The organism is Microcoleus sp. Z1_B2 (assembly GCF_036700325.1).
GTDB lineage: Bacteria > Cyanobacteriota > Cyanobacteriia > Cyanobacteriales > Microcoleaceae > Microcoleus.
This window is the reverse complement of record NZ_JAUBOQ010000024.1, coordinates 72,969-94,278: the sequence shown is the minus strand read 5'-3', so window position 1 is coordinate 94,278 and position 21,310 is coordinate 72,969. Positions and strand designations below refer to the sequence as shown.

Sequence of the window (21,310 nt, the reverse complement as noted above, 5' to 3'; positions counted from 1 at the left end):
ACAATTTATCCTACACTGTCGAGCCATCGAGCGCGACTGCCCAAAACTAATAGTGACGTGCTGTTTGTTGGCAATTTCCCGCAGGATTTTATGCAGATTCTTCGAGAGAATCTTCATCATCCAGGGAATCTTCATCATCCAGGGAATCTTCATCATCCAGGGAATCATCCAAGGAATCTTCTACCTCCTGCTTTTGGTTTTTTGTCTTTTGGGGGTTAGACTTAGCAGGCAAACAGATTAAATTATCATCCTCAGTATTAATCAAACCTTTCGATCGCAACTTACCCATCAAGCGCGTCACCGTCACCCGCGTTGAGCCAATTGCGCTGCCAATTTGAGCGTGAGTCAATGTCCAAGGCAGTCGGTAGCCCCGAACCACATCCGGTTCGCCGTCACCTATGTAAGGTTCGCCGAACTCTTCGATCAACAAAGTGAGAAATCCCAGCAGTCGGTCGATCGTCCGGCGCTGTCCCAAAGTGCTCAGCCAGAGAAGTTTCCGCTGGTGTTGGTAGCGAAACGCATCCAAAATTTCCCTACGAAAGTGAGGCCAATTATCCAAGTCGTGCCAATACATCCACACTACGTGAGTTTGATCGGCGTGGGCGTAAGCTTGGAGAGTAAACGGAGACTGAGCAACCAGTTCAAAGGGCTGACCGGCGCCAACGAAGCCCAAAAAAGCTTCTTCTGTAGTTTTGTCAGCGGATTTCGACTTCCCCGCAGCAGCGCTAACTTGAGCACTGCCTACGAGCCGCACAGAACCTTTCTGGACTAAATACAGCAGTCCGGGTCTTGCGGGAATCCGCTCGTCTTTGCTAAAAGTCCGGCAGCGGTAGTGTTCCTGGGCCCAGTCGATAATTCGCTGCCAAGTGATAAACGGTCGATCGATAGTCTCTACAGATGTGGAAGTTGATTGCATAAGTGAGGCTCTGGGATATATTTAAGAGTGAGAAAAACAGCTTCTGCCAGCAGTGCGATACCAAGTGAGACAACCAACCCCCGATCGAGCTTGCACGCTTCTTAACTGTGCTGACTTTTCTTAGTTTTACCGAAATATTTAATGTAGCAAAAAATACATCAAAATGGTATAGTTCAGCAAAAAATTTGTCGTAAATTATTGTATATTTAGCAAAAAAATCGCTATAAAGCCGATTAATTCGATGTAGCCTCGTCCGGGGGAGCCGATCGACTATCTCTGAGATCAGCAGTTTAACGTACAAGAAAAGTGCAAGCGGTAACAGTCGATCGTTGCTCTTACGGTAGGATGAGCCGATATGGATACAGCAAATATGGAGCAGTGCCCGGAAGTTACAGTGAAGTGTTTCTTGCTTTCCAGGTTCCAAAGGGCGATCGGCCAGCAAGAGGCACTAGGGAAAATTCCATTAAATCTCATAGGTGGCACCATTCTCAAGAACGGGCAAGATGCCCATTCCACAAGAGATGAATTTGTTCTCAAGAACAGGCAAGATGCCTGTTCCACAACAAGTGAATTTGGTTGTGGGGTGGGCATCCTGCCCGCCCAAGATGCCTGTTCCACAAAGAGTGAATTTGATTTTGGGGTGGGCATCCTGCCCGCCCATAAAAAGCTTATTGAGAATGGTGCAATAATTCCGTTAAATCGGAGTAAAGATAGCGCGCGGGTGCTGTACCTGTCTGCGATCGCCCTGAAATTGGCTAAAAGTTGGCAGCAGACACCGCAGACAATCGCCGCCGAGTTGGCCGAAACTCTCCAACCGCTGTGCTACCCAGATTTCGCCGTTAAAGTCGCACGGGCTGGAATTATTGAGTTGGAGTTGACTGATGCAGGTTTAGCCGTCTGGTTGCAGCGTTTAGCTCAAACGAACCTCCCACTTCCAGAATCTCGAATATTATCTCCTGTTGTGTGTGCCGATCGACTGTTTCCGATTCAGTACAGCCACGCGCGCTGCTGTTCCCTGCTGCGAATGGCCCACCGCGATCGGATAATTGCGATCGCCCAGCCAGATGTCGCTACAGCGCCGGAAATTTGGTCGCTGGAGAGTCCAAATCCTATCCCTTGGATCGACGAGGGCGATCGACTGCGGTTAGTGCATCCAGCAGAACGCCGTTTAATATCCCAACTGTTAACAGTGCTAGACAATTTATATCCTAATTTTGAGGTAAAAAAACGCGAACAACCTGTCAATTATTTCAAATTAGCCAATAGTTTGAGCGAAGCATTTCAGATTTTTTACAGCCAGTGCCGAATTTGGGGAGAAGTTAAAATAGAACAGCCACAACTCGCCCAAGCTCGATTAGGTTTAATATTAGCAACTCAATCTTTGCTGCGATTTATCCTAGAAAATTTGTTGAACGCTATTGCTCCTTTAGAACTTTGAATTAGTCCGTATAAAAAAGTAACAAGTAGCATAAAAAAAAGTATTTTACTGTATTTTGGCGCTGGTTTCGGACAAGTTTAATTTTTGAAATCGCAGCGATAAATGAGTTATTTTTGCCCGCTTAAACGAATTTCCAAAAAAGTGCGATAACCCGTTATATTATGTCCGGTCGATTCCCTCCGCTTCGCTTCGCCCAAAATCATGTAGGGGCGGGTTCACCAACAATATCTGCCAATAATTGACAATCTCAAAAACCCGCCCCGGCCGGGATATTATGGTCAATCGATCGGACATGATATTACTCTTTGACAGAGAAATAGCAGCAGCGCTATGCAGTTTAAACCAGTGTGAATTTTCCGCCAGCGGTGCGATCGCTCCTGATTAATTTCCGCTGCAATTCCCCACGAAAAAGCCATCAAAAGCGTCCCATCGAGTCCGTAATAAAAATGAGAAACCAGCCATACATTATCCCTGTGAAAAATCCCGTCTTGAAATCCCAAGAAAAAGCCTGCATCTAGTTTAAGGCGTTGCAGGCGAGATTTGCTTTTTTCCTGGTTTTGCGATCGGCAGTGTTACTGTAAATGTACTGCCCACACATTCTTCACTGCTCAACGTAATTTCGCCACCGTGCAAGTCCACGCATTTTTTAACAATGCTCAGCCCCAGTCCAGTACCGGGAATTCGACCGACATTTTTAGCCCGGTAAAATGAATCAAAAAGCCGTCCTTGGTCTGCTAAAGGTATGCCAATTCCTGCATCCTGTACCGAAAAAATAGCCTCGGTTTCAGTAACTTTTAATTCAAAAATTACTTCGGTATTGGGGGCAGAATACTTAATAGCATTGGACAGCAAATTGCCCAGAATTCGCCGGAGCAAGCTTACCTCCAAACACGCCATAGCCGATTGATGGTGATTCACAAAAATCAGCGTCACCCGATCATTTTCAGGTTTCAGCTTCAGGCTGCTCTGAAATTCGCCTACCAACTCATTACAAAACTTTGCTAAGTCTAGCGGTAGCAAGCAAAACCCGGCTTGTCCTGACTCAACACGCCCCAGCAGCAGAACATCATCTAATAACAAATCTATACCTTTGGCGGCTGCTTGAGTTTTGTCTAGAAGTTCTTGTGTTTTCTCATCTGTTAATGTCAACTTGTACTTGCTAAGAAGTTGTGTAGTGCCGATGATGAAATTCAAAGGATTGCGAACGTCGTGGGCAATCATGTACAGCAAAGATGTTTTCATCTCATTGAGTTCTTGGGCTGTTTGCAGAGTGCGATCGAGTTGGTCGTGAGACAATTTGAGAGTTAAAGACAACTGGCGCGATCGCAGCAAAATCTCCACCCGCGCTTGCAATTCAATCTTCTCGATCGGAGCGATAATCAAATCATCAATACTTTGCCAAATAAATTGCGTTGCCATCCCTACATCCGAGCGGGATGTAATCAAAAGAAAAGGCAAGCATACCGGGTGTTCTGCCTGTTTTTGGGCTGCCACCCATTGCCAGTGGCGTTTCAGGGAAATACCGTCAATTATCCCCAGGTCAAAAGATTGATTAAATGGTAAAAAATCCTCACTATTATCTGTGGAGTTTGGCAGCAATACCTCATAGTAAACAGCTAGCCATTCTAATAACAGGCGGCGATTTTCTTTCTGTTCGACAAGCAATAAAATTTGACTCACGCAGATTCTCCTAGCAAGCTGTGCACAATGGATAGCAAATCTCTAACGATCAAAGGTTTTACCAACATATTCCGAGCCCCGTGGCAGAGGCTTTCGTGCCCAATAGCAGCGCTTTGTTTGGGCGAGAGTATCAGAAAAGGGATTTGGTGATTTCGCAGTTGTTCGCAGCAGTCCCAAATCCGGCGATCGAAACCAGAAATATCTACTAAAGCCATCCCGATCCTAGCAGGCTGACTGATAGCTTGTGCAACATCTTCAAAGTTATAAGCCGCGATCATCTGGTATCCTTCTTTGTTAAGAAATTGTGCTAATAGTTCCAAGTTTCGATGATTGCGATCTACGGCTAAAATTATTGATTTGCCAGTCATTTATCAGGTTCCTGTGAATACGGGTTATACCATTTTAGATTTTAGATTTTAGATTTTAGATTGGAGAGTGAGTGATTATATATGGGTTGGGATGTGGCATAAAGTTGGATTCTTTTTCTATCTGGAATTAGCTTACTTGTCGGCGAACTATTACATAGGTTTTCAGTTGAGTGAAGTACAGATGCTGGGGTACAGGACACTGCCGCGTACCCTGTACCCCTACTGTATTTCATAGAATTAAAAACTACACTACGATAAAAGTCGAAAAATACACAAATTTACCAATATATTTAAGTTTTCCAGGACTTAGGCTAGTGGTGAGGTGCGCGGTGCGCCCCCTACTCATTAGTAGATTCACGACTGCGAAATTAGCTGCACTTGCCCAGAAACAGCAGGACAAACCCCGATTCAATCTTCATCCGCTCCCCCCTCAATCCACACCGGCGCCGAACTCAAAATGCCGCGCAGCCCCGCTATCGGTTTGCTGACTTTGATTCCGTAGCGAGTAATCTCGAGTTCTCGCAGAGTTCTCTCGAAATTGCTGACTCGTTTTTTAATTACTCCGATCGCCTTGCGGATTTCTGTCCTATTATGCAATTGGCGTTCCAGATAGCGTATAAACAGAAGATTATCCGCCAAATAGCTAATTCCGATCTCGGTCAGCCGAAAATCTCCGCTAATGGCTTCTACCTCATTAATCAAGATAACGGTGACTCCCATATTCTTCAGATACTTGCACAAAGCGTGCAAATTGTTCACCAAATCTTGTCCCTGCATCGAAAGCTGATAGCCAGAAATACTGTCAATCATCACAATCCGCGTCTTTTCCTGCTCCACCTCCTGCCGTACCATACAGGCAAACTGATCCGGCGAGTACAGCAAAGGTTCCACGGGTATCACCGAAAGGCTTCCTTGTCCAATCATCGCCCCAACCGGGATGTTAACTGATTCGCAGCGGCGCAGCAGAGTAGAACTTGACTCCTCAAAAATGTAAACTACCGATCGCTCCCCCCTTCCTGCAGCTTCCTTCATAAACTGAATCCCCACCGTCGTTTTACCCACGCCGCTAGGCCCGCTAATCACCGTCACAGTCCCCCGTTCCAGTCCCCCGTGCAGCAGTTCGTCAATTTCTGGAACCCCAGAAGAAATCGCTTCCGCAACAAAATCCTGTTGAAAGTTGTCTGGAAGCAGTCGCGGAAACACCTCCATACCAGCCTGAGTCAGGCGCAGCGAATGGCGGCCGCTGCGGAAGTTAGAGCCTCGCAGCTTGGTGACAGTCAGGGCGCGTCCTTCAGGGCGCAGTTCTAAATAAATTACCCCGTCGCTGATGAATTGCAAATCGTCATCGGGAGCACTTGAAGTGCCTTCGGAGGTAAACACCACCGTCGCCCCCCCTTCGACTAAAAACCGCAGAAAAGACAAAACTTGCTTGCGAAACTGAAACTCATCCGCAGCTAAGTAGCGAAATTGAGTGATTGCGTCCAAAAACACCCGTTGTGGCTTGACAGCTTGGACTCGCTCGATAATCTTTTGTGTAGTCGGTTCTCGCTCCACCTCGGAGGGGGAGAAAATATCATAAGTCTGAACTTCTGTAAAAAATTCTGAGGATGGGCTCAAATCGAGGAACGCCATCGCTTCCATATCAAAACCGAGACTTGTGGCATTGGCCCGCAATTGCGCTTCCGGTTCTCCTAAAGTAATAAACAGGGGCGTTTCTCCCAGAGCCACACCTGCTGCCAAAAAGTGAAAGCCCAGTGTAGTCTTGCCAGTACCCGGGCCGCCGCGCACCAGATAAGAGCGTTGAGGAATCAGGCCGCCGCCAATCACTTCGTTGAGACCGGTAATTCCCACAGAAATTCGGTTTTGAGACATTTGTTTCTTCATGTTTTGAATATCGGGCCCGTATTAATATTTAATGGTTTTAGGCAGTGTTTTGATAATTTTTTTTACCGGGCGTCTGATAACCTTCATGAAATCTTTTTCTACCGAAAATTACGTAAGCATACAAGAATTAGAAAGTATTGTCGGGGCTGCTGGCATCTGTCGCTGGCAAGATACAGAGCCATTTTGGCAAGAACGGGTAGAAAAAGCAGTTGCCCCCGACACGAAAATGGATTGTACTGTTTACCCCAATACTCAGGAAGAACTGGCGGCCGTCATTGCTTGGGCACAGCAACATCGCTGTGCAGTCTTGCCTTGTGGCAGTGGCAGCAAACTTGATTGGGGCGGTTTAGTTAAATTAGACTCCGATCCCCCCCGGCCCAGGGCGGGCACGGGGGCACCGCCCCTACAAAGGGGGGAGCAAGATGTTGTCAAAGTGGGTCTTTTTAAGGGGGATTTAAGGGTATCTCCTGATGCAGCGGGGCTTGTGGCTGTCAGCACTTCGCGCCTCAATCGGCTTGTAGAACACGCTGTGGGCGATTTAACGGTGACTGCGGAAGCGGGGATGAAGTTTGCGGATTTGCAACAAATTTTAGCTGCAGCAGGTCAATTTTTGCCGATCGATCCAGCATATCCGCAACAGGCAACTTTGGGCGGCATTGTCGCTACTGCTGATGCGGGTTCCTTGCGGCATCGCTATCGGGGGGTGAGAGATTTGCTATTGGGAATTACCTTTGTGCGATCGGACGGTAAAATTGCCGTAGCCGGGGGTCGAGTTGTTAAAAATGTCGCCGGTTACGACTTGATGAAACTGTTTACTGGTGCTTACGGCACATTGGGCGTCATAAGTCAAGTAACTTTCCGAGTTTATCCGCTGCCTGAATCATCGGGAACCGTAGTGCTGACAGGGGAAATTAATGCTTTGTCCCAAACGGCTCAAATCTTATTATCCTCTGCTTTGACACCAAGTGCCGTTGATTTGCTGTCACCTGAATTAGTGGCAAAATTAGGCTTAGGAAAGGGCACGGGATTAATCGTCAGATTTCAAAGTATCGCCCCAAGTGTTAAACAACAATCAGCCCGCTTGCTGGAAGTTGGCGAAAAGTTGGGTTTGCAAGGCACTAGCTACGGCGAAAATGATGAGAATCAGTTATGGCAAAGATTGCCAGAAACAATGTGGGATTCTGGCACAAAGTCGGCAATTATTTGCAAAATAGGAATCAGACCGTCGGAAGCTGTAACGGCAATTAACACATTGCCGATACAGAACGCTTGGATTCATGCAGGCAGCGGTTTGGGGGTTTTGCGGTTTGAGAATGCGACGGCGGATACGTTGTTGCAGGTACGCAGAGGGTGCGAAGCTAAAGGCGGTTTTCTGACTGTTTTAGCAGCGCCGACCGATATCAAGCAACAGTTAGATGTTTGGGGCTATACTGGAAGTGCGATCGATTTAATGCGCCGGATCAAACAGCAGTTTGACCCGGAAAATCTTTTGAGTCCCGATCGTTTTATCAGCGGTATTTAGTTTAAAGTTTATAGTCAGGAGTTGGGTATTTCTTGAATCCCGGTCTATGTCATTTGTGAACCAGATTTGTTTTTTAACGAACCGCGAAGGCGCGAAGACCGCGAAGAAAGAGAAAAGAAGAGAAGTTTTGTTTGCTTGATGGATTTAGGCTTGCTAAGCATAGCAACCGCGCCTGACTGTTAGGAAGTTCTTTTCTTAATTGCTGAAATATAAGCAATCGATTGCTTCTGACTTCTCTCCTAGATAACTAAACTTTTTTTCTTATTCCTTCTTTCTTCTTCCGACTTCCATCGGACTGACATCCGTTACATCCGTTACATCCCGTACATTGCTCGTTGCCGAACTTTCTCCCATATATGCAAACTTCAGAAAAATCTCAACTTCCCAGCGACAATTTAAGACCTGCAAAAGAAAGCAATTTTCTAGCACAAAATCCCCAATTACAAACCCTCGAAATCCCAGGTTTCGACGCGAACAATCCGCCCGATCCGAAATTAATCGACACTTGCGTACACTGTGGCTTTTGTTTGTCAACTTGTCCGAGTTATCGCGTACTCGGCAAAGAAATGGATTCCCCCAGAGGCCGCATTTATTTAATGGATGCAATTAACGAAGGCGACGCACCTTTAAACGAAGCAACCTCGCAGCATTTCGATACTTGTTTGGGCTGTTTGGCCTGCGTTACAACTTGTCCGTCTGGAGTTCAATACGACAAGTTAATTTCCGCTACTCGCCACCAAGTTACTAGAAATCAGGAACGCACTTTTTCCGACAATGTAATTCGCACTCTGATTTTTAATCTCTTCCCTTATCCTCACAGATTGCGGCCTTTGCTTGTACCGCTATTTATTTATCAAAAATTAGGACTGCCAAAACTTGTCCGCAAAACAGGTTTGCTGAAAAAAGTCTTTCCCCGCTTGGCGGCGATGGAATCAATTTTGCCGAAAGTTACTGTCGATTCTTTCCGGGATAATTTACCAGAGGTAATTCCGGCACAAGGGGAGAAACGCTATCGAGTCGGCGTGATTTTAGGCTGCGTGCAGCGGCTGTTATTTTCGCCAGTTAATGAGGCTACTGTGCGTGTTTTGACGGCTAACGGTTGCGAGGTTGTGGTTCCTAAAAGTCAGGGATGCTGTGCTGCTTTGCCGGAACACCAAGGCCAAGCCCAACAGGCGAAAGCTTTGGCGAGACAAATGATTGATAGCTTTGAAAATACGGGTGTTGATTTTGTGATTATCAACGCTGCTGGGTGCGGCCATACTTTGAAAGAATACGGTCACATTTTAGCGGATGACCCTGATTATCGGGAGAAAGCTGAGAAATTTGCTGCTAATGTTAAGGACGTGCAAGAGTTTTTGGCAAGTGCGGGAATTACGGCAAAACTCAATCCTTTGATTGACGGAGATTTGACAATTGTTTATCAGGATGCTTGTCATTTGTTGCACGGCCAAAAAATTAGTTTGCAGCCGCGTCAGTTGCTGCAACAAATCCCTGGGGTGAAGTTAAAAGAACCTGTGGATGCGGCTTTGTGCTGCGGGAGTGCGGGGGTTTACAATATGCTTCAGCCGGAGGTGGCTGATGAGTTGGGTGTGCAAAAGGTGGAGAATTTGCTGAATACTGGGGCGGAGTTGATTGCTTCTTCTAATCCGGGTTGTTCTTTGCAAATTAAGAAGCATTTGGAGTTGCAGGGAAAAACAGTTACTTTGATGCACCCAATTGAGCTTTTGGATTATTCGATTCGCGGGGTGAAGTTGCTGAGGAAGTAGTTTTGTAGGGCGGGCGGTGTCTGCCCTATTTTCGCTGCTGAGTGAGATTTTTTTTATGAACCGCAGAGGGCGCAGAGGGCGCAGAGGAAGAGAAGAGAGAGAAATATGAATAGGTTATTGTATTGAGAAAGTACGCGCGGCTTAGCTATCCCGCTCTTAATCGCACTTTTCACTCTTCCTACAAGCTAAAATTAAATTAAACAGTCCCTAACCCCGGACAACAGTTATGGTAACTCAACTTAAGTCTCCTCAAAAACCTGATGTAATTTACCCCGACAGCGACGGCGAACCAATGTCAGACAATACCAAACAATTTCGCTGGATACTCATCATTCAACAAAATTTAGCGTGGCTATTTGCGGATGACCCGAATGTATTTGTCGCCGGAAATTTGCTGTGGTATCCTGTTGAAGGAGATAACAAAACTTCTATCGGCCCGGATGTGATGGTAGTCTTGGGCAGACCGAAAGGAGATAGGGGTTCTTACAAGCAGTGGGAAGAAGAAAATATCGCGCCACAAGTAGTGTTTGAAATTCTTTCTCCCGGTAACAGGCTAACAGAAATGAATAAAAAACAGGTATTTTACGATCGCCACGGGGTAGAGGAATATTACCTGTACGACCCGGAACGCAACGATTTCAGCGGTTGGATGCGTTCACAGGGGCGTTTGGACGTAATTGATGCGATCGAAAATTGGGTCAGTCCCCGACTGGGAATTCGCTTTGATTTGTCGGGTGAAGAGTTGCAAATTTATCGCCCTGACGGCCAACCGTTTACAAGTTATGAGGATGTTTCTCGCAGCTTGGAACAAGAACGACTGCGGGCAGAACAAGCTGAACAGCGGGCTGCTGTCCTAGCAGAAAGACTGCGATCGATGGGAATTGACCCGGAACAATTGTAAACTAGATGGGGGAAAAGACCATCGCACTTTTAAATTTTAGCAAAAGTGCGATCGGCATAATGACTAATGACTAATGACTATTTCCCGTCTTCTAACCTCAAAAAATGCACCTGTCCCGAAGCTTCCGCCACTAAGATTGTCACCCCATCCGGTGCAATAGCGCAAGCTTTCAAAGCACTATCTCCGCTGAAACTAGCAATTACTTCTCGACTTAACAAATCCCAAACTTTGAGAGTATTATCGTCCGAAACAGAAATTGCCTTTGTTCCCATAGTCGCCACCGATGTTACCGCATCTGCATGACCTGCCAAAGTAAAAACTTCTTTTCTACTTGACAAATCCCAAACTTTCAAATTCTGTTCCCGCCCTCCTGAAATCGCCCATTTGCCATCCGCCGTAACTGCCACAGCATTCACAAAACTCTCATGACCTTTGAGAGTGAAAAGTAGATTTTTGACGGCTAAATTCCAGAAATTTGCCAAAATATTCTTTTCTTTACCCAAACTCCAAATTTTCAGAGTTTGGTCGCCGGAAGCCGAAATAACCCGCTTGCTGTCGGGAGTAACTGCCACAGCTTTTATCCCGTCCTCATGACCTAAAAAAGTAAAAACTTCCTCTCCTGTTTCTAGATTCCAAACTTTAATAGTTTTGTCTCCAGAACCGGAAATCGCCATCGTTCCGTCTGGCGTCACTGCCACAGAATTTACCCAGTCTGTGTGACCCGTGAAAGTAAAGATTTCTTTTCCGGTTTCTATATCCCAAACTTTCACAGTTTTGTCGCCGGAACCCGAAACTACTCGCTTGCTATCCGGTGTGATTGCGATCGCTTTTACCCAATCTTGATGCCCCGAAATAGTTAAAATTTCCTGTCCCTTTTTGAGATTCCAGACTTTAATGCTGTTGTCTCCTGAACCGGAAATCGCTTTCGTACCGTCCGCCGTCACTGCTACGGCATTTACCCAGTCATCGTGACCTGCAAATGATAAATTTTCTTTGCCTGTTTCTAAGTGCCAAACTTTGAGAGTTTTGTCAGAGGAACCAGAAACTATCCTCTTGCCGTCCGGGGTAACGGCCACAGCATTCACTGGGGCTATGTGATTGGTAAAAGTGAAAAGTTCTTCTTTTGTTTCGAGATTCCAAACTTTCAGCGTTTTGTCGCCGGCAGCCGAAATTACCCGTTTGCCGTCGGGGGTAACAGCCACAGCTTGAACGAAACTGCTGTGTTTTCCTAAAGTGAAAAGTTGCTTTCTTTCTGACAAACTCCAGACTTGAACAGTTTCGTCGTAGCTGCCGGAAATTATTTTTTCGCCGTCGGGAGTAACGGCTACACTTTTTACCCAGTCTGTATGACCGGTGAGAGTAAAAAGTTCTTTTCCGGTTTCTATGTTCCAGACTTTCATGCTGTTGTCTCCCGACCCGGAAATTAACCGTTTGCTATCAGGACTTACTGCTACGGACTGGACAAAACTGCTGTGACCTTTGAAGTTAAAAATTACTTCCCTGCTTGTCAAATCCCAAACTTTAATACTGCCATCCCAAGAACCTGAAATTACTCGCTTGCCGTCGGGAGTTACTGCTACTGCTTCTACGGCAAAAGTATCGCCTGCAAAGGTAAATATTTCTGTCGCTGTTTCTAAATCCCAAATTTTAATTGTATTGTCCCAAGAACCGGAAATTACTTTAGTACCGTCGGGGGTTACAGCTACAGCATTGACGTAGGTAAGATGACCTTTGAGGGTGCCAAGTTCTTCTCCTGTTTCTAAGTGCCAAATTTTAAGAGTGTGGTCGGAGGACGCAGAAATTGCCCGCTTGCCGTCGGGGGTGATTGCTACACCTTGTACCCAGTCTGTATGTCCGGTGAGGGTACGCAGCAATCTCCCGCCGGGAGGGGTAAAGCTGGGCGTTAGCGGTCGCAGCCAGGGGGTTGTTTGATGTTTTGCCTGTGCTAGCAGGGCTTGAATTTCTGGACTTTCAAAGCGCATCAAGCGGGCTATTAGTTGGGTGGCTAGTTGGCTTTTATCTGCGGCTAGAATGTGGGCTGACAGCCGAATTGCTTCTTGGATTAATTTGAGTCGTTCGGCTTTTTGGTCTGAAATAATATCGGGACTTGTTGCTAAATCGTAATCTTCTATTAGCGCCTGTACTCCCGATGCTGACAGCTTGGCTTTAATAAAATTGTAATCTGTTAGTAAGCTGTATAATTTTTCGGAGTCTGAAGTCGCTGCTAGCTGACTGGGCAATATTCCCAGGTAGTTCGTCTGTTCTGCGGGCTGGATTTGATCCAGCCCTTGTTTAAACTCGGTCATAAATTTACGGATGTGTTCTTTAAATGTATACGATCGCTAGCTGCACCCTACCGAAAAGCCGATCGAGAATCTTTTCTCTTAGACTTAGCATGACATATTTGAATGCTATGTGCTATAGGCTTGCTGTCCTCGGTTTGGTGATGGTTCGATGAATTGCTTGTTTTTTAGTCGAAGTCTGCTTTGAGAATTTTCAAGCAGTGCGATTACAATAAATCGCGGCCAATATAATTCAACTCAGCAACGCCCAATTTACCGATTGAGCGACAAAAGCTGACATATATCTTTGTTTTTCTTAACATAGCGGCTCTTTGGGCAATGGTCGATCGATAAACACTCTCAAGCTAAAAATTTTCAGGTATCGCAATCCTATTGAAAGTGCGAAAAAGACTTTTTATAACGAAACATGATGGCGGATGCTCTAATTTTCTCTCAAGTCGGCCACATCAGGGAGGCAGATGTCCCCCTGGTTGGGTTTGCTACCAGGGCGGCATCTGCAATCTGTTTCACCTAAAGCTCTCAGAAAGCTTTGCAGGTGCGCCCCCTTCCTCTAAAATATAGAAAAGGACTTGCACTATTAAACCGGGTTTCTAGACAAAATCATTGGTTTGACCGCTAGGTACGTAGGAAGAAACCGGGTTTCTGACTCCATAGCGCGCAAGTCACGATCGCAAATAAAGCAGTATTGACTTTAGAGACAAATTTCATGGATGTTATCGAGTTTTTCGAGTTAAGTGCAGGTAAATGGTTTTCTCAGCGTACCGTACACAATCTCCATTCTGGGGAATTGCAGGCAGGTAAATCCGACCTCAAAATAGAAATACTGACAGCTAGCGATGCAGCAGTCGTTAAACTTTGCCAACAACACTCGATTAACCCGGCTTCAACTAAGCTAACTAGCGTTCGGATTAGTTGGGACGGTATTCCCGATCGCGACCAAGCTAAACAAATCGGTTCTACAATACTAGCGATCGTACCAAATCCCGACAATCCAAGCGAAGGCAAAGTGTTGCAAGACAAGGGTAATAGTCGCTACGTGATGGGCGACGACGTGCTGACATTGATTACAGAATCAGACACCCTCCATGCGGAAGAAAGGCTGTGGTATCTCATGCCCAATTTGCGGCTGCGGACTAGCGTTGTTAAGCAAGCTAACGGTACGGAACAAGCTTCTTTTTGTTCGGAAATTCGGATGGGAGTAAGTGCCCCAAGTGAAAAGTGAAAAATAACTATATAGTTCCCAAAGTTTACACTCTATTTCTGCTTTCTCCCTTCTTTCTTCGGCCTTCTCTGGCAATCGCTTTTAACTTGGTATGAAAATCAGTGTGTTTGACAACTGGGAATGATTTTGCCACAGGTTTGTCCGCTAATTTGTGCTCAACTTCGGCTCGATCGGCGAGGGCGGTAACAGCCACATCTTCATATACTACAAATTCTGTATTTTCTTTGGTGCGATCGTCGGCAGCAGGTAATTTTCCTGTTTCCTGGGCCTCTGTGTTTGGGACTTCTGCTTGAAGCGCCACATCCAGTTGCGCCTCTGACGGCCCACGCAAATCTAACTCTGCGGCACTTACTTCCGGTTCCTGGTGCGATAAAAGTATATCTTCCGGTGACAGTTGAGCAGCACTTTCCCCGGTTAAATTTTGAGGAAAATTATTGCATACCAAGCGTTCAAACTCGCGATTGAAATGATAGAGAGGTTGACCTATCCGATGCCACATACTCAATAGCTGTCCCACAGAAACAGCCTTGTAGCGCCCTTGATAAAGTGCTTCAACCACTGCTAAACGCAGCCAATAGCCGGGATACTTGGTCAGCCATTCACCCGCCAATTTCTCGGCTTTTTTGCCACCTAGGTCAAAACCGTAGTGAACCAGCAGAGCCGCTGCTTGTGCAGATATTGCGGTCACTTCTGTCATGTGTTGTCTGTTGACTGTTGACTGTTGACTGTTTTCTGTGGACTGTTTTCTGTTGACGGTTGGTTCCAAATTCCCAATGACCAATTCCCAATGACCAATTCCCAATTAGCCCATTGAATTAATCGGATAAACGCACTCCTCCTTCTACAGTTCGCGCGTCCCCGGAAAAAGGTTGGGGAGTCCCATTCCAGTTGAAGTCGCTAATTCTAAAAGTCAGGCTGCCGACTTGACGCTCAGGATTAAAACGCAAAATGATTGCGTAGCTGCGGCGGCTGTATTCTAGAGTGTAATTCGTACTGATTGTTTCCCCGCTTTCTAAATTAATAGCACTTTGAAATCCAACTCGAAAGCCTCCGTAAACTTGCTGGACAAGTCCAAAAGACAGGACTCTCAAATCTACTAGGCGATCGAATAAAAACGGCGATACACCGTCGCGCCCCACTTGGGTATAAGTCACGTTAAACCCAGTGTAATCGAGGAAAGGGCGGGAGAAATGACCGAACTGCCCTTGAATGCCGACGCTGGGGGCGAGGGAATTTTGTCGATCGCCACTGCTGTAATAAGTACCAACTCCCCGGAGTCCCAAGGCTAGTTGCAAGAAAGGAACCACCGGCGTCCGCGTGTACTTCAAACCTTGGGTGGGAGTGCGGGGCAGCGGTTCGCCCTCCCACAGGTTGAAGCCGCGACTCAAGGCAAAGCTAACTTGGGAACGGCCCAGATCGATGCGGTTGTTTTCCCGCACTGGTTCGAGCAAGTCTGGTCGATCGGTGTCAGCATTGATAAATTGATACCCAGCTTGGTAGCTGAGATTGATGCCCGTGCCTCCGAGTGGGATGACTGGGGAAGTCAGGACTGCCCCCAGGCTGCTCTGCACGGTTTGAAAGCCCAGAGAACCGTTAAACAGTCGATCGCGATAACTGTATTCTGCGGCCAGAGTGTGAGTGCCGATCGACTGTCGCAGGCGCAAATTGCCCCGAAAGCTGTCTTCCGGCAAGTTCGGGAAATTTTCAAAACTCAGAAATATTGCCGATCCGTCCAGCCTGGTACGCGGGCCCAGACTAGCGCCCAACCTCGCTTTCAGCCCGTAGCTGTCGGGAGAAAACGGATTGCCGCCGTTCTCTGCCACGAGACGCTGCAGGTAAATTTGGGGCGTCAGAGTCAGCCGCACCGGCCCGTTTTGCAACACCTCAAAACCGCACTCGGCATACAAACCGCCGCGTTCGCCTCCGTCGTAGCCAAAGGTCAAACACGGGCCGCTCTGCTGCCTGCTGTCAAACACTTGCCTGCGGGGATACACGGGTATTTTCACTCGGTTGTCGAACACCAAGCGGGGTTTCGTTGTGACTAATTCCTCTGCCGTGGGCGAAATCCTTCTAATCGTCGCCGTCCGGGCCCTGTATTCAAATTCCGGGGGGGAAAACGGGTCGTTAGTAAGCCGAATGTTGGTTGCTACCCTCGCGCCGTCTGGCAGCAGTTCGATGCGTTCTGCTTCAAAGCGGATGCGGTTGACGGCGCCGACCACTTGGGGGGCTGCTAGCTGTCCACCCCCACCGAGAGTTACTGTAGCAGCGCCGGGGGATCTGACTCCGCGCAGGGGCTGCTGGCTGGTAATTCGATCGCTCAGTGGCTGTTCGAGAATCGTCCCGGCACTAATATCTGTCGGCAGTGTGGGAGTCAATTCGCTACCTGCTGCGGGCAGGAATATTTCGCCTCTTGCTTGTTCGACTGCGCCGCTGTTGAGGCCGAGATTGAACTCCATCCGCTGGCCGCGCACTACTTGTTGCCCGCGGGTATAGGCGACATTGCCGGATGCTACCACTTGGCGGGTGACTAAGTTGACAATCGCTTGATCGGCATCAATCACAGTTTGCCGGAACCGCACGACGACATTACCAACCGCCGTCACAATTTGCTGCTTGTCGTCGAATTCTTGGCTGTCAGCCTTAACTTCGATAGTATCGGCTGGAGTCACGGGAAAAGGCACCGTCCGCCCAGAAGGGGCGGTGCGGACTCCCGGCGCGGCTGGTTTAGGTTTCGGTGTCGGCGCAGGGGGGGTTCTGGGTGCGGGGGTGGTTGCTGGTGCGGGAATGTCGAACTGCTGTTGCCCGCTGGGTTCTGGTTCTAGGGCGGGTTCTGGAACGGGAATTTCAGCAGGTTGGGGAGAGTTATCTTCTAACTGTCGGCCTTGGGCCTGATACCAACTTTCCTGCTTTCCGGCAAGATTTCTCTCCTGTTTTCTCTGCGCCTCTGCGGTTCGTTCCCGATTCCGAATGGCAATGGCATTTTCTACCGAACCCAATTGGTAAGCTGTAAACGAGGAATCTTTCGGAGTTTCCGCAGTTTCGGGTTCTTCCACAGGGGCCTGACGCTGAAATCCCACCACTGCGTGGCCGCTTTCGACTTCCGCTAGGGGGTCGGCGATTTCTGGAGGCCCATCGGTGGCTGCAGTGGTGCCGAGGAGTGTGGCTGCGGGTTCTGCTGGGGCTGGTGTGGGTTCTGGCTGAACGATGTCTGGGCTTGGTTCCGGTATTTCTGCGGGGTTGCGGAGGGTGTCTCCATCGCCGGCCGCGACAGTGAGGGCGACTTTTTTTGGCTTTGCGATGTAGATGATGCCAGGGGGTTCTGGCGGCGGTACCGGATAGGGCATAGTTACTACAGGTAAGTCATCCGATTTTAGATTTTAGATTTTAGATTTTAGATTTTATAGGGTGCAATTTATTGAAAATTTTGCATCTAAAAGGTAACTGTTTAGAGATTAATCTGACATCTAAAATTTGCAGTGGCTTTGGCGCGCCGGAATAGGGCTGCTTTCAGAACTTGCTTCCGCCACAAGATAACCTCGCTGGCGGTGCGAGGTCAATCGATTTTAGATTTTAGATTTTAGATTTTAGATTTGAAGCATTTACCCCACGGATCAATTCGGGGGCTCCTTTATCGGATACAGGTTTTTTATTTCTGGACTGATGAATCAGGGGGCTTGTATCCTGGATGCTTGGATTGTCAAGTTTTGTCCGACTAATTTTTGCGGGTTTGTCGGCTGTTGCAGGGGCTGCGGTGACGCGCCCCTACTCTGCGGGCGAGATAAGTTGTTTATTCCATGTCTCTGCGGTTGGGGTTCCGGGCTGGGTCATTGGACAAAAATCCAAATATGAACAGGGAAACAAAAAATAAAACAACTACATTAACTACGATTTTGAGGGTTAGCACTGTGGGAGTCTCCAAAGATGGCCTAATACTGAGCTGATTTGCTGCTGTTGCCGCAACTTTTTTATCATAAGCTAAAGATTAGTCAATTTTATCTTTGCTTTTGAGGATTTTTGGCAAGTTGATTTTTGCCCAATTCCAGAGTTGCTCGGCGATGTTTTCTAGCCGCAGCATAACTCGATCGAGCCATTCGAGCACTTGTTCTAGGGGGTGCTTAATGTATCCCATCGATTCTGCTTTTGTTTCTAAGTATTCGCCCTCTGGTGGGACGCCTGCGCTGGGATTTTTTGGTTCAGCAGCAGCGCGGGTTGGGGCGGTGTATCTGCTGGTTTGCGGGGTGATTGCTGCTGGGGATTTGTTGTTTTGTGCGGTGTTCGGGTTGGTGTTTTTTGGCACTTGGGTTTCCGGCGCGCGCCCTGGGGTTGATTCTGCTGCGAGTGCAGAGCTATTTTTTTGAGTAACTGCTAAATCTGATAAATCAGATGCTGTTTGGGGTTGAGTATTTGGGCTTTTTGTGAGCAAGCTCTGTTTTAGCTGCCCTAGCAGGCGGTGAAGTGCTTCGGGGTAAGGGGATATTGAGACTGCGATCGATCGACCTTCGGGCAATTCTCCTACTTCTGCTATTTCCTGCTTGACTTTTGGGTTAGCTTGTGATATTAGGGTTTGAACTACTGCCTCTGGCTGGGAACTGCCGTCGATTAAATGCGGCGGTGCTGCTTCCCCGAATAAGTCTTGCCAGTTGAGCCACGGTCGATCGACCTCTGGGCTATTTTGGGTGTTTTCTTGTTCTTGTCGCTGTTTCAAATAATACTGAATTGCAACTGATTTCTCCGTATTATCACTGGCTGCCGTTTCTTTGCCCAAAAGGTGGTCTACTGACGACCAAATCATTTGTTCGATGTTTCTAGCGTATTTTTCGAGGATGTCACGGGCGGAAAAATCTACATTGGCATCTGTGCCGGATGTGTCAATTTTGACTCCGGGGGCTTCCGTGGGTGCGGCGGTTGTTTTTGCCGCTGGCGGGAGGGTTAATTCCTCGATGTTGACGGCGGCGCGATCGAGTAATGTAACAAAGGAGAGAGGAGTTGGGGGTCGATCGAACTTGCTGTTAAAATTAGTTTCTAGTTTTGGGGTATTGTGGTCGATCGAATTCGATGCCGCAATTGACTGCTGTGCGGTTTTTGCTTCGATCTGCGCGCGGGCTTTTTGGACTAGGATGGCATTGCGGTCGATCGATTTTTTAACTGCGAGGATTGATTCTCCAAACTGATTTCTTTTGAGGGCAACCGGACTCGTCTGAAGCCAGGCCATCAATTCCCAAAAACGACGCATCGGCGGTAACTGCGCTTTTTTCGCCGCTGACTCCAAACCGAGATTAAATTTTAATTCTTTTTGGGTAATTTCCCGTCGTTCCGGCCCGCTGTTGGCTACTTCCCAAGTTATGCAACCTTCAAGCATTTCCTGCTGTTCGGGTGTCAAAATATCTAATATCTGATTTTCTCTTCCCACCAATACTAAAGTGCGGGCTGGTATAAAACTGGCAATTCCCTCAACTTTCGGCTGGGGTTTTAATTCAGTTTTAGCCAGCGGGTGTTCTAAGACGGAAGTGGTTTGATGCTTGGCGGTTTGTCCGCTAAAATTGATAGCCGGATGTAAATCGCTAGCAGCATTTCCCTGATTTATTAACAGCGGGAAGCTGGCTAAAGTTTTCGCGGTTTGCGACGAGGTTAGTAAATTTTCGGCGAGGTGCAAAATTTCGGCGATCGAACTTTCTTCGGAAACTTCCCCCTGATACCAATTTTGTGGCAAATCGGCATTTTCGTCACCGCCAAATTCTTGCAGTTCCGGTAAATCTATTTTTTGACTTGATGCCCGCAACTGTCGGCCCAGCATTCGGGAACTTTGCACCAGCAAATAAGCTGGATAAAGCAGAATTTGGGTGGCGGTGAGAGTTGTTTCTTTAATTTGACGCCAAGTTCGATCGCAATTGTCAGCGACTTGGCGGGACTGTTTCGATATAAAATTTAATAGTCGGCTTTGGTATGGGCCGTAGTAACCGTTGGACATAAGTTTAATTCTTGAATTCAGATTTTTGATTCGCGCCGGAATTGCTGAATATTGCTGTAAAATCAAAGCGATATCTTAATCGAAGCTTCAAACCCTCTGAAACCTTTATTTCTTCGCGTCCTACCCTTCGGGAACGGCTTCGCCGAACGCGTCTTCGCGGTTCGATATAAGATATTGCACCAATGTCAATAAGCCTTTTACTGACTGCAGGATGCCCACCCCCTACTCCCCACAAGAAAATTCACTCTTTGTGGAACAGGCATCTTGCCTGTTCTTGAGAATAGTGCAAGATGTGAGTTCAATCCGATTTTTGATTAATACACAATTCCTATTTTAGCGAAATATGAGCGCTTCTGTGTCACCTGCTAGCAACAATATTTCTGCCACTGTCGAAAAGTTGCGCCGCCTCAGCCAAGTGGAGGTTCAGTCTGGTTGGAGGTACTGCGATTCTGACTCTGCTGTCTCTTCGGTAAATATTTGTAACAGTCCTGTTGTCGAACTTAACAGCAAAGGACATATTACTTGGCCGTCGGGGAAGCAAGTTTTGTATTTGGGTCAGCAATTTGTAATTCCTGACAATTTGCACGGCTATCCTGTGGTTGGTTTGCGGTTGCTACTGGGCTTGACTTGGTGGGCGGAAGATGCTCAAATTTTTGTCAACGGCGAGTTGGTCGGACAGGGAGATTTATTTGATTTTGCCGATCGAGTTTTGTTGAGTTCGTCGGCCAATCCCGGAGATGAATTTTTAGTAATTTTGCGGTTGGTAAGTCCGGGTCACGATAGCGGTGCTTTAGTGCGATCGATTTGTTTGTACGAAGCTGCTGACTCTTCTTGTTTCGATCCGGGTTTTGTGGCTGCCGAATTAGAGATTTTGCAAAATTCGCTTAGTCGAAATTTAGAAATTGAAAATTCCCAATACCTCCCCACCGAAATAATAGCAAATCGCCCCAGGTTTGTCAAGGGGGAAATGCTGAAATCTGAGATTGATTTGGCGATGGGTTTGATTGATTGGGCGGCGGTGGGCGATCGCGAAAAGTTCGATCGCTCGCTGTCTGTTTTGCGGCACAATTTACTGGGATATCTGCGGGCTTTTTCTGGGAATTTAGATGTGGGAACCGCAGAGGACACAGAGGGCGCAGAGGGAGGAAGAAGGGAGGAGGTTTCTCAGGTTGGAGACAATAGCGATGCTACATCTATATATATAGGAGAAAGCGGTGAGCTGACATCTTTTTCTGGGAATTTAGATGTGGGAACCGCAGAGGGCGCAGAGGGCGCAGAGGGAGGAAGAAGGGAGGAGGTTTCTCAGGTTGGAGACAATAGCGATGCTACATCTATATATATA

The 21,310-nt window shown here is 47.3% G+C and carries 15 protein-coding genes and 1 pseudogene; 6 read left to right on the top strand and 10 right to left on the bottom strand.

All coding sequences use genetic code 11. The features are described 5' to 3' along the window. Positions 1 to 88: 88 nt before the first annotated feature. Positions 89 to 916: a Crp/Fnr family transcriptional regulator gene (locus tag QT984_RS16030; protein WP_333232006.1), complete on the bottom strand. Its 828-nt coding sequence runs from the start codon at positions 914 to 916 to the stop codon at positions 89 to 91. A 355-nt stretch (positions 917 to 1,271) separates the two neighbouring features. Between QT984_RS16030 and QT984_RS16025 the strand changes: the two genes are divergently transcribed. Continuing rightward, complete coding sequence (locus QT984_RS16025; RefSeq protein ID WP_333339453.1) at positions 1,272 to 2,354, top strand: DALR anticodon-binding domain-containing protein; 1,083 nt, start codon at positions 1,272 to 1,274, stop codon at positions 2,352 to 2,354. A gap of 278 nt (positions 2,355 to 2,632) precedes the next feature. Here the strand turns inward: QT984_RS16025 and QT984_RS16020 are convergent, their stop codons facing one another. From QT984_RS16020 to QT984_RS16005, 4 genes are all read right to left on the bottom strand, one after another. Next, positions 2,633 to 2,854 carry a DUF4079 domain-containing protein gene (locus tag QT984_RS16020; protein WP_333053095.1) on the bottom strand — a complete coding sequence of 74 codons (222 nt, stop codon included), beginning with the start codon at positions 2,852 to 2,854 and terminating at the stop codon, positions 2,633 to 2,635. 19 nt (positions 2,855 to 2,873) lie between these two features. Then, a complete protein-coding gene (locus QT984_RS16015) occupies positions 2,874 to 4,034 on the bottom strand; it encodes an ATP-binding protein (protein ID WP_333053094.1) in 1,161 nt (386 codons plus the stop codon). Continuing rightward, a complete protein-coding gene (locus tag QT984_RS16010; RefSeq protein WP_333053092.1) occupies positions 4,031 to 4,402 on the bottom strand; it encodes a response regulator in 372 nt (123 codons plus the stop codon). The genes QT984_RS16015 and QT984_RS16010 overlap by 4 nt, the downstream gene beginning before the upstream one ends. Before the next feature lie 408 nt (positions 4,403 to 4,810). Next, entirely contained in the window at positions 4,811 to 6,274 is a 1,464-nt protein-coding gene (locus tag QT984_RS16005; protein ID WP_333053090.1) for an ATPase domain-containing protein, read from the bottom strand. Positions 6,275 to 6,371: 97 nt separating this feature from the next. On the opposite strand from QT984_RS16005, the gene QT984_RS16000 reads away from it, so the two are divergent. The 3 genes from QT984_RS16000 to QT984_RS15990 all read left to right on the top strand — a co-directional run bounded on the left by QT984_RS16000 (position 6,372) and on the right by QT984_RS15990 (position 10,475). Continuing rightward, positions 6,372 to 7,808, top strand: coding sequence for an FAD-binding oxidoreductase (locus QT984_RS16000; RefSeq protein WP_333053089.1), 1,437 nt, complete (start codon positions 6,372 to 6,374; stop codon positions 7,806 to 7,808). A 356-nt stretch (positions 7,809 to 8,164) separates the two neighbouring features. After that, positions 8,165 to 9,574 carry a heterodisulfide reductase-related iron-sulfur binding cluster gene (locus QT984_RS15995; protein WP_333374402.1) on the top strand — a complete coding sequence of 470 codons (1,410 nt, stop codon included), beginning with the start codon at positions 8,165 to 8,167 and terminating at the stop codon, positions 9,572 to 9,574. 226 nt (positions 9,575 to 9,800) lie between these two features. Further along, complete coding sequence (locus QT984_RS15990) at positions 9,801 to 10,475, top strand: Uma2 family endonuclease (protein WP_333053086.1); 675 nt, start codon at positions 9,801 to 9,803, stop codon at positions 10,473 to 10,475. 77 nt (positions 10,476 to 10,552) lie between these two features. Here QT984_RS15990 and QT984_RS15985 read toward each other — a convergent pair whose 3' ends face one another. After that, positions 10,553 to 12,781 (bottom strand): hypothetical protein, encoded by a 2,229-nt coding sequence (locus QT984_RS15985; protein ID WP_333053084.1) that lies wholly within the window; start codon positions 12,779 to 12,781, stop codon positions 10,553 to 10,555. A gap of 703 nt (positions 12,782 to 13,484) precedes the next feature. Between QT984_RS15985 and QT984_RS15980 the strand changes: the two genes are divergently transcribed. Then, complete coding sequence (locus QT984_RS15980) at positions 13,485 to 14,000, top strand: phycobiliprotein lyase (RefSeq protein WP_333053082.1); 516 nt, start codon at positions 13,485 to 13,487, stop codon at positions 13,998 to 14,000. Positions 14,001 to 14,025: 25 nt separating this feature from the next. Here QT984_RS15980 and QT984_RS15975 read toward each other — a convergent pair whose 3' ends face one another. The 4 genes from QT984_RS15975 to QT984_RS15960 form a co-directional block, all read right to left on the bottom strand. After that, positions 14,026 to 14,697: a hypothetical protein gene (locus QT984_RS15975; protein WP_333053080.1), complete on the bottom strand. Its 672-nt coding sequence runs from the start codon at positions 14,695 to 14,697 to the stop codon at positions 14,026 to 14,028. 118 nt (positions 14,698 to 14,815) lie between these two features. Next, positions 14,816 to 17,344 carry a DUF3769 domain-containing protein gene (locus QT984_RS15970; RefSeq protein WP_333374400.1) on the bottom strand — a complete coding sequence of 843 codons (2,529 nt, stop codon included), beginning with the start codon at positions 17,342 to 17,344 and terminating at the stop codon, positions 14,816 to 14,818. A gap of 443 nt (positions 17,345 to 17,787) precedes the next feature. After that, entirely contained in the window at positions 17,788 to 17,904 is a 117-nt protein-coding gene (locus tag QT984_RS15965; protein ID WP_039887172.1) for a photosystem II reaction center protein I, read from the bottom strand. A 78-nt stretch (positions 17,905 to 17,982) separates the two neighbouring features. Continuing rightward, positions 17,983 to 19,968 (bottom strand): hypothetical protein, encoded by a 1,986-nt coding sequence (locus tag QT984_RS15960; RefSeq protein ID WP_333374398.1) that lies wholly within the window; start codon positions 19,966 to 19,968, stop codon positions 17,983 to 17,985. A 343-nt stretch (positions 19,969 to 20,311) separates the two neighbouring features. On the opposite strand from QT984_RS15960, the pseudogene QT984_RS15955 reads away from it, so the two are divergent. After that, a pseudogene (locus QT984_RS15955) lies at positions 20,312 to 21,310 on the top strand (alpha-mannosidase); the annotation flags it as partial.

What these genes read in the sequence shown, in the direction of transcription:
- QT984_RS16030 (WP_333232006.1), bottom strand. Translation starts at nt 916, where the DNA reads ATGCAATCAACTTCCACATCTGTAGAGACTATCGATCGACCGTTTATC.
- QT984_RS16025 (WP_333339453.1), top strand. Translation starts at nt 1,272, where the DNA reads ATGGATACAGCAAATATGGAGCAGTGCCCGGAAGTTACAGTGAAGTGT.
- QT984_RS16010 (WP_333053092.1), bottom strand. Translation starts at nt 4,402, where the DNA reads ATGACTGGCAAATCAATAATTTTAGCCGTAGATCGCAATCATCGAAAC.
- QT984_RS16005 (WP_333053090.1), bottom strand. Translation starts at nt 6,274, where the DNA reads ATGTCTCAAAACCGAATTTCTGTGGGAATTACCGGTCTCAACGAAGTG.
- QT984_RS16000 (WP_333053089.1), top strand. Translation starts at nt 6,372, where the DNA reads ATGAAATCTTTTTCTACCGAAAATTACGTAAGCATACAAGAATTAGAA.
- QT984_RS15995 (WP_333374402.1), top strand. Translation starts at nt 8,165, where the DNA reads ATGCAAACTTCAGAAAAATCTCAACTTCCCAGCGACAATTTAAGACCT.
- QT984_RS15990 (WP_333053086.1), top strand. Translation starts at nt 9,801, where the DNA reads ATGGTAACTCAACTTAAGTCTCCTCAAAAACCTGATGTAATTTACCCC.
- QT984_RS15985 (WP_333053084.1), bottom strand. Translation starts at nt 12,781, where the DNA reads ATGACCGAGTTTAAACAAGGGCTGGATCAAATCCAGCCCGCAGAACAG.
- QT984_RS15980 (WP_333053082.1), top strand. Translation starts at nt 13,485, where the DNA reads ATGGATGTTATCGAGTTTTTCGAGTTAAGTGCAGGTAAATGGTTTTCT.
- QT984_RS15975 (WP_333053080.1), bottom strand. Translation starts at nt 14,697, where the DNA reads ATGACAGAAGTGACCGCAATATCTGCACAAGCAGCGGCTCTGCTGGTT.
- QT984_RS15970 (WP_333374400.1), bottom strand. Translation starts at nt 17,344, where the DNA reads ATGCCCTATCCGGTACCGCCGCCAGAACCCCCTGGCATCATCTACATC.
- QT984_RS15960 (WP_333374398.1), bottom strand. Translation starts at nt 19,968, where the DNA reads ATGTCCAACGGTTACTACGGCCCATACCAAAGCCGACTATTAAATTTT.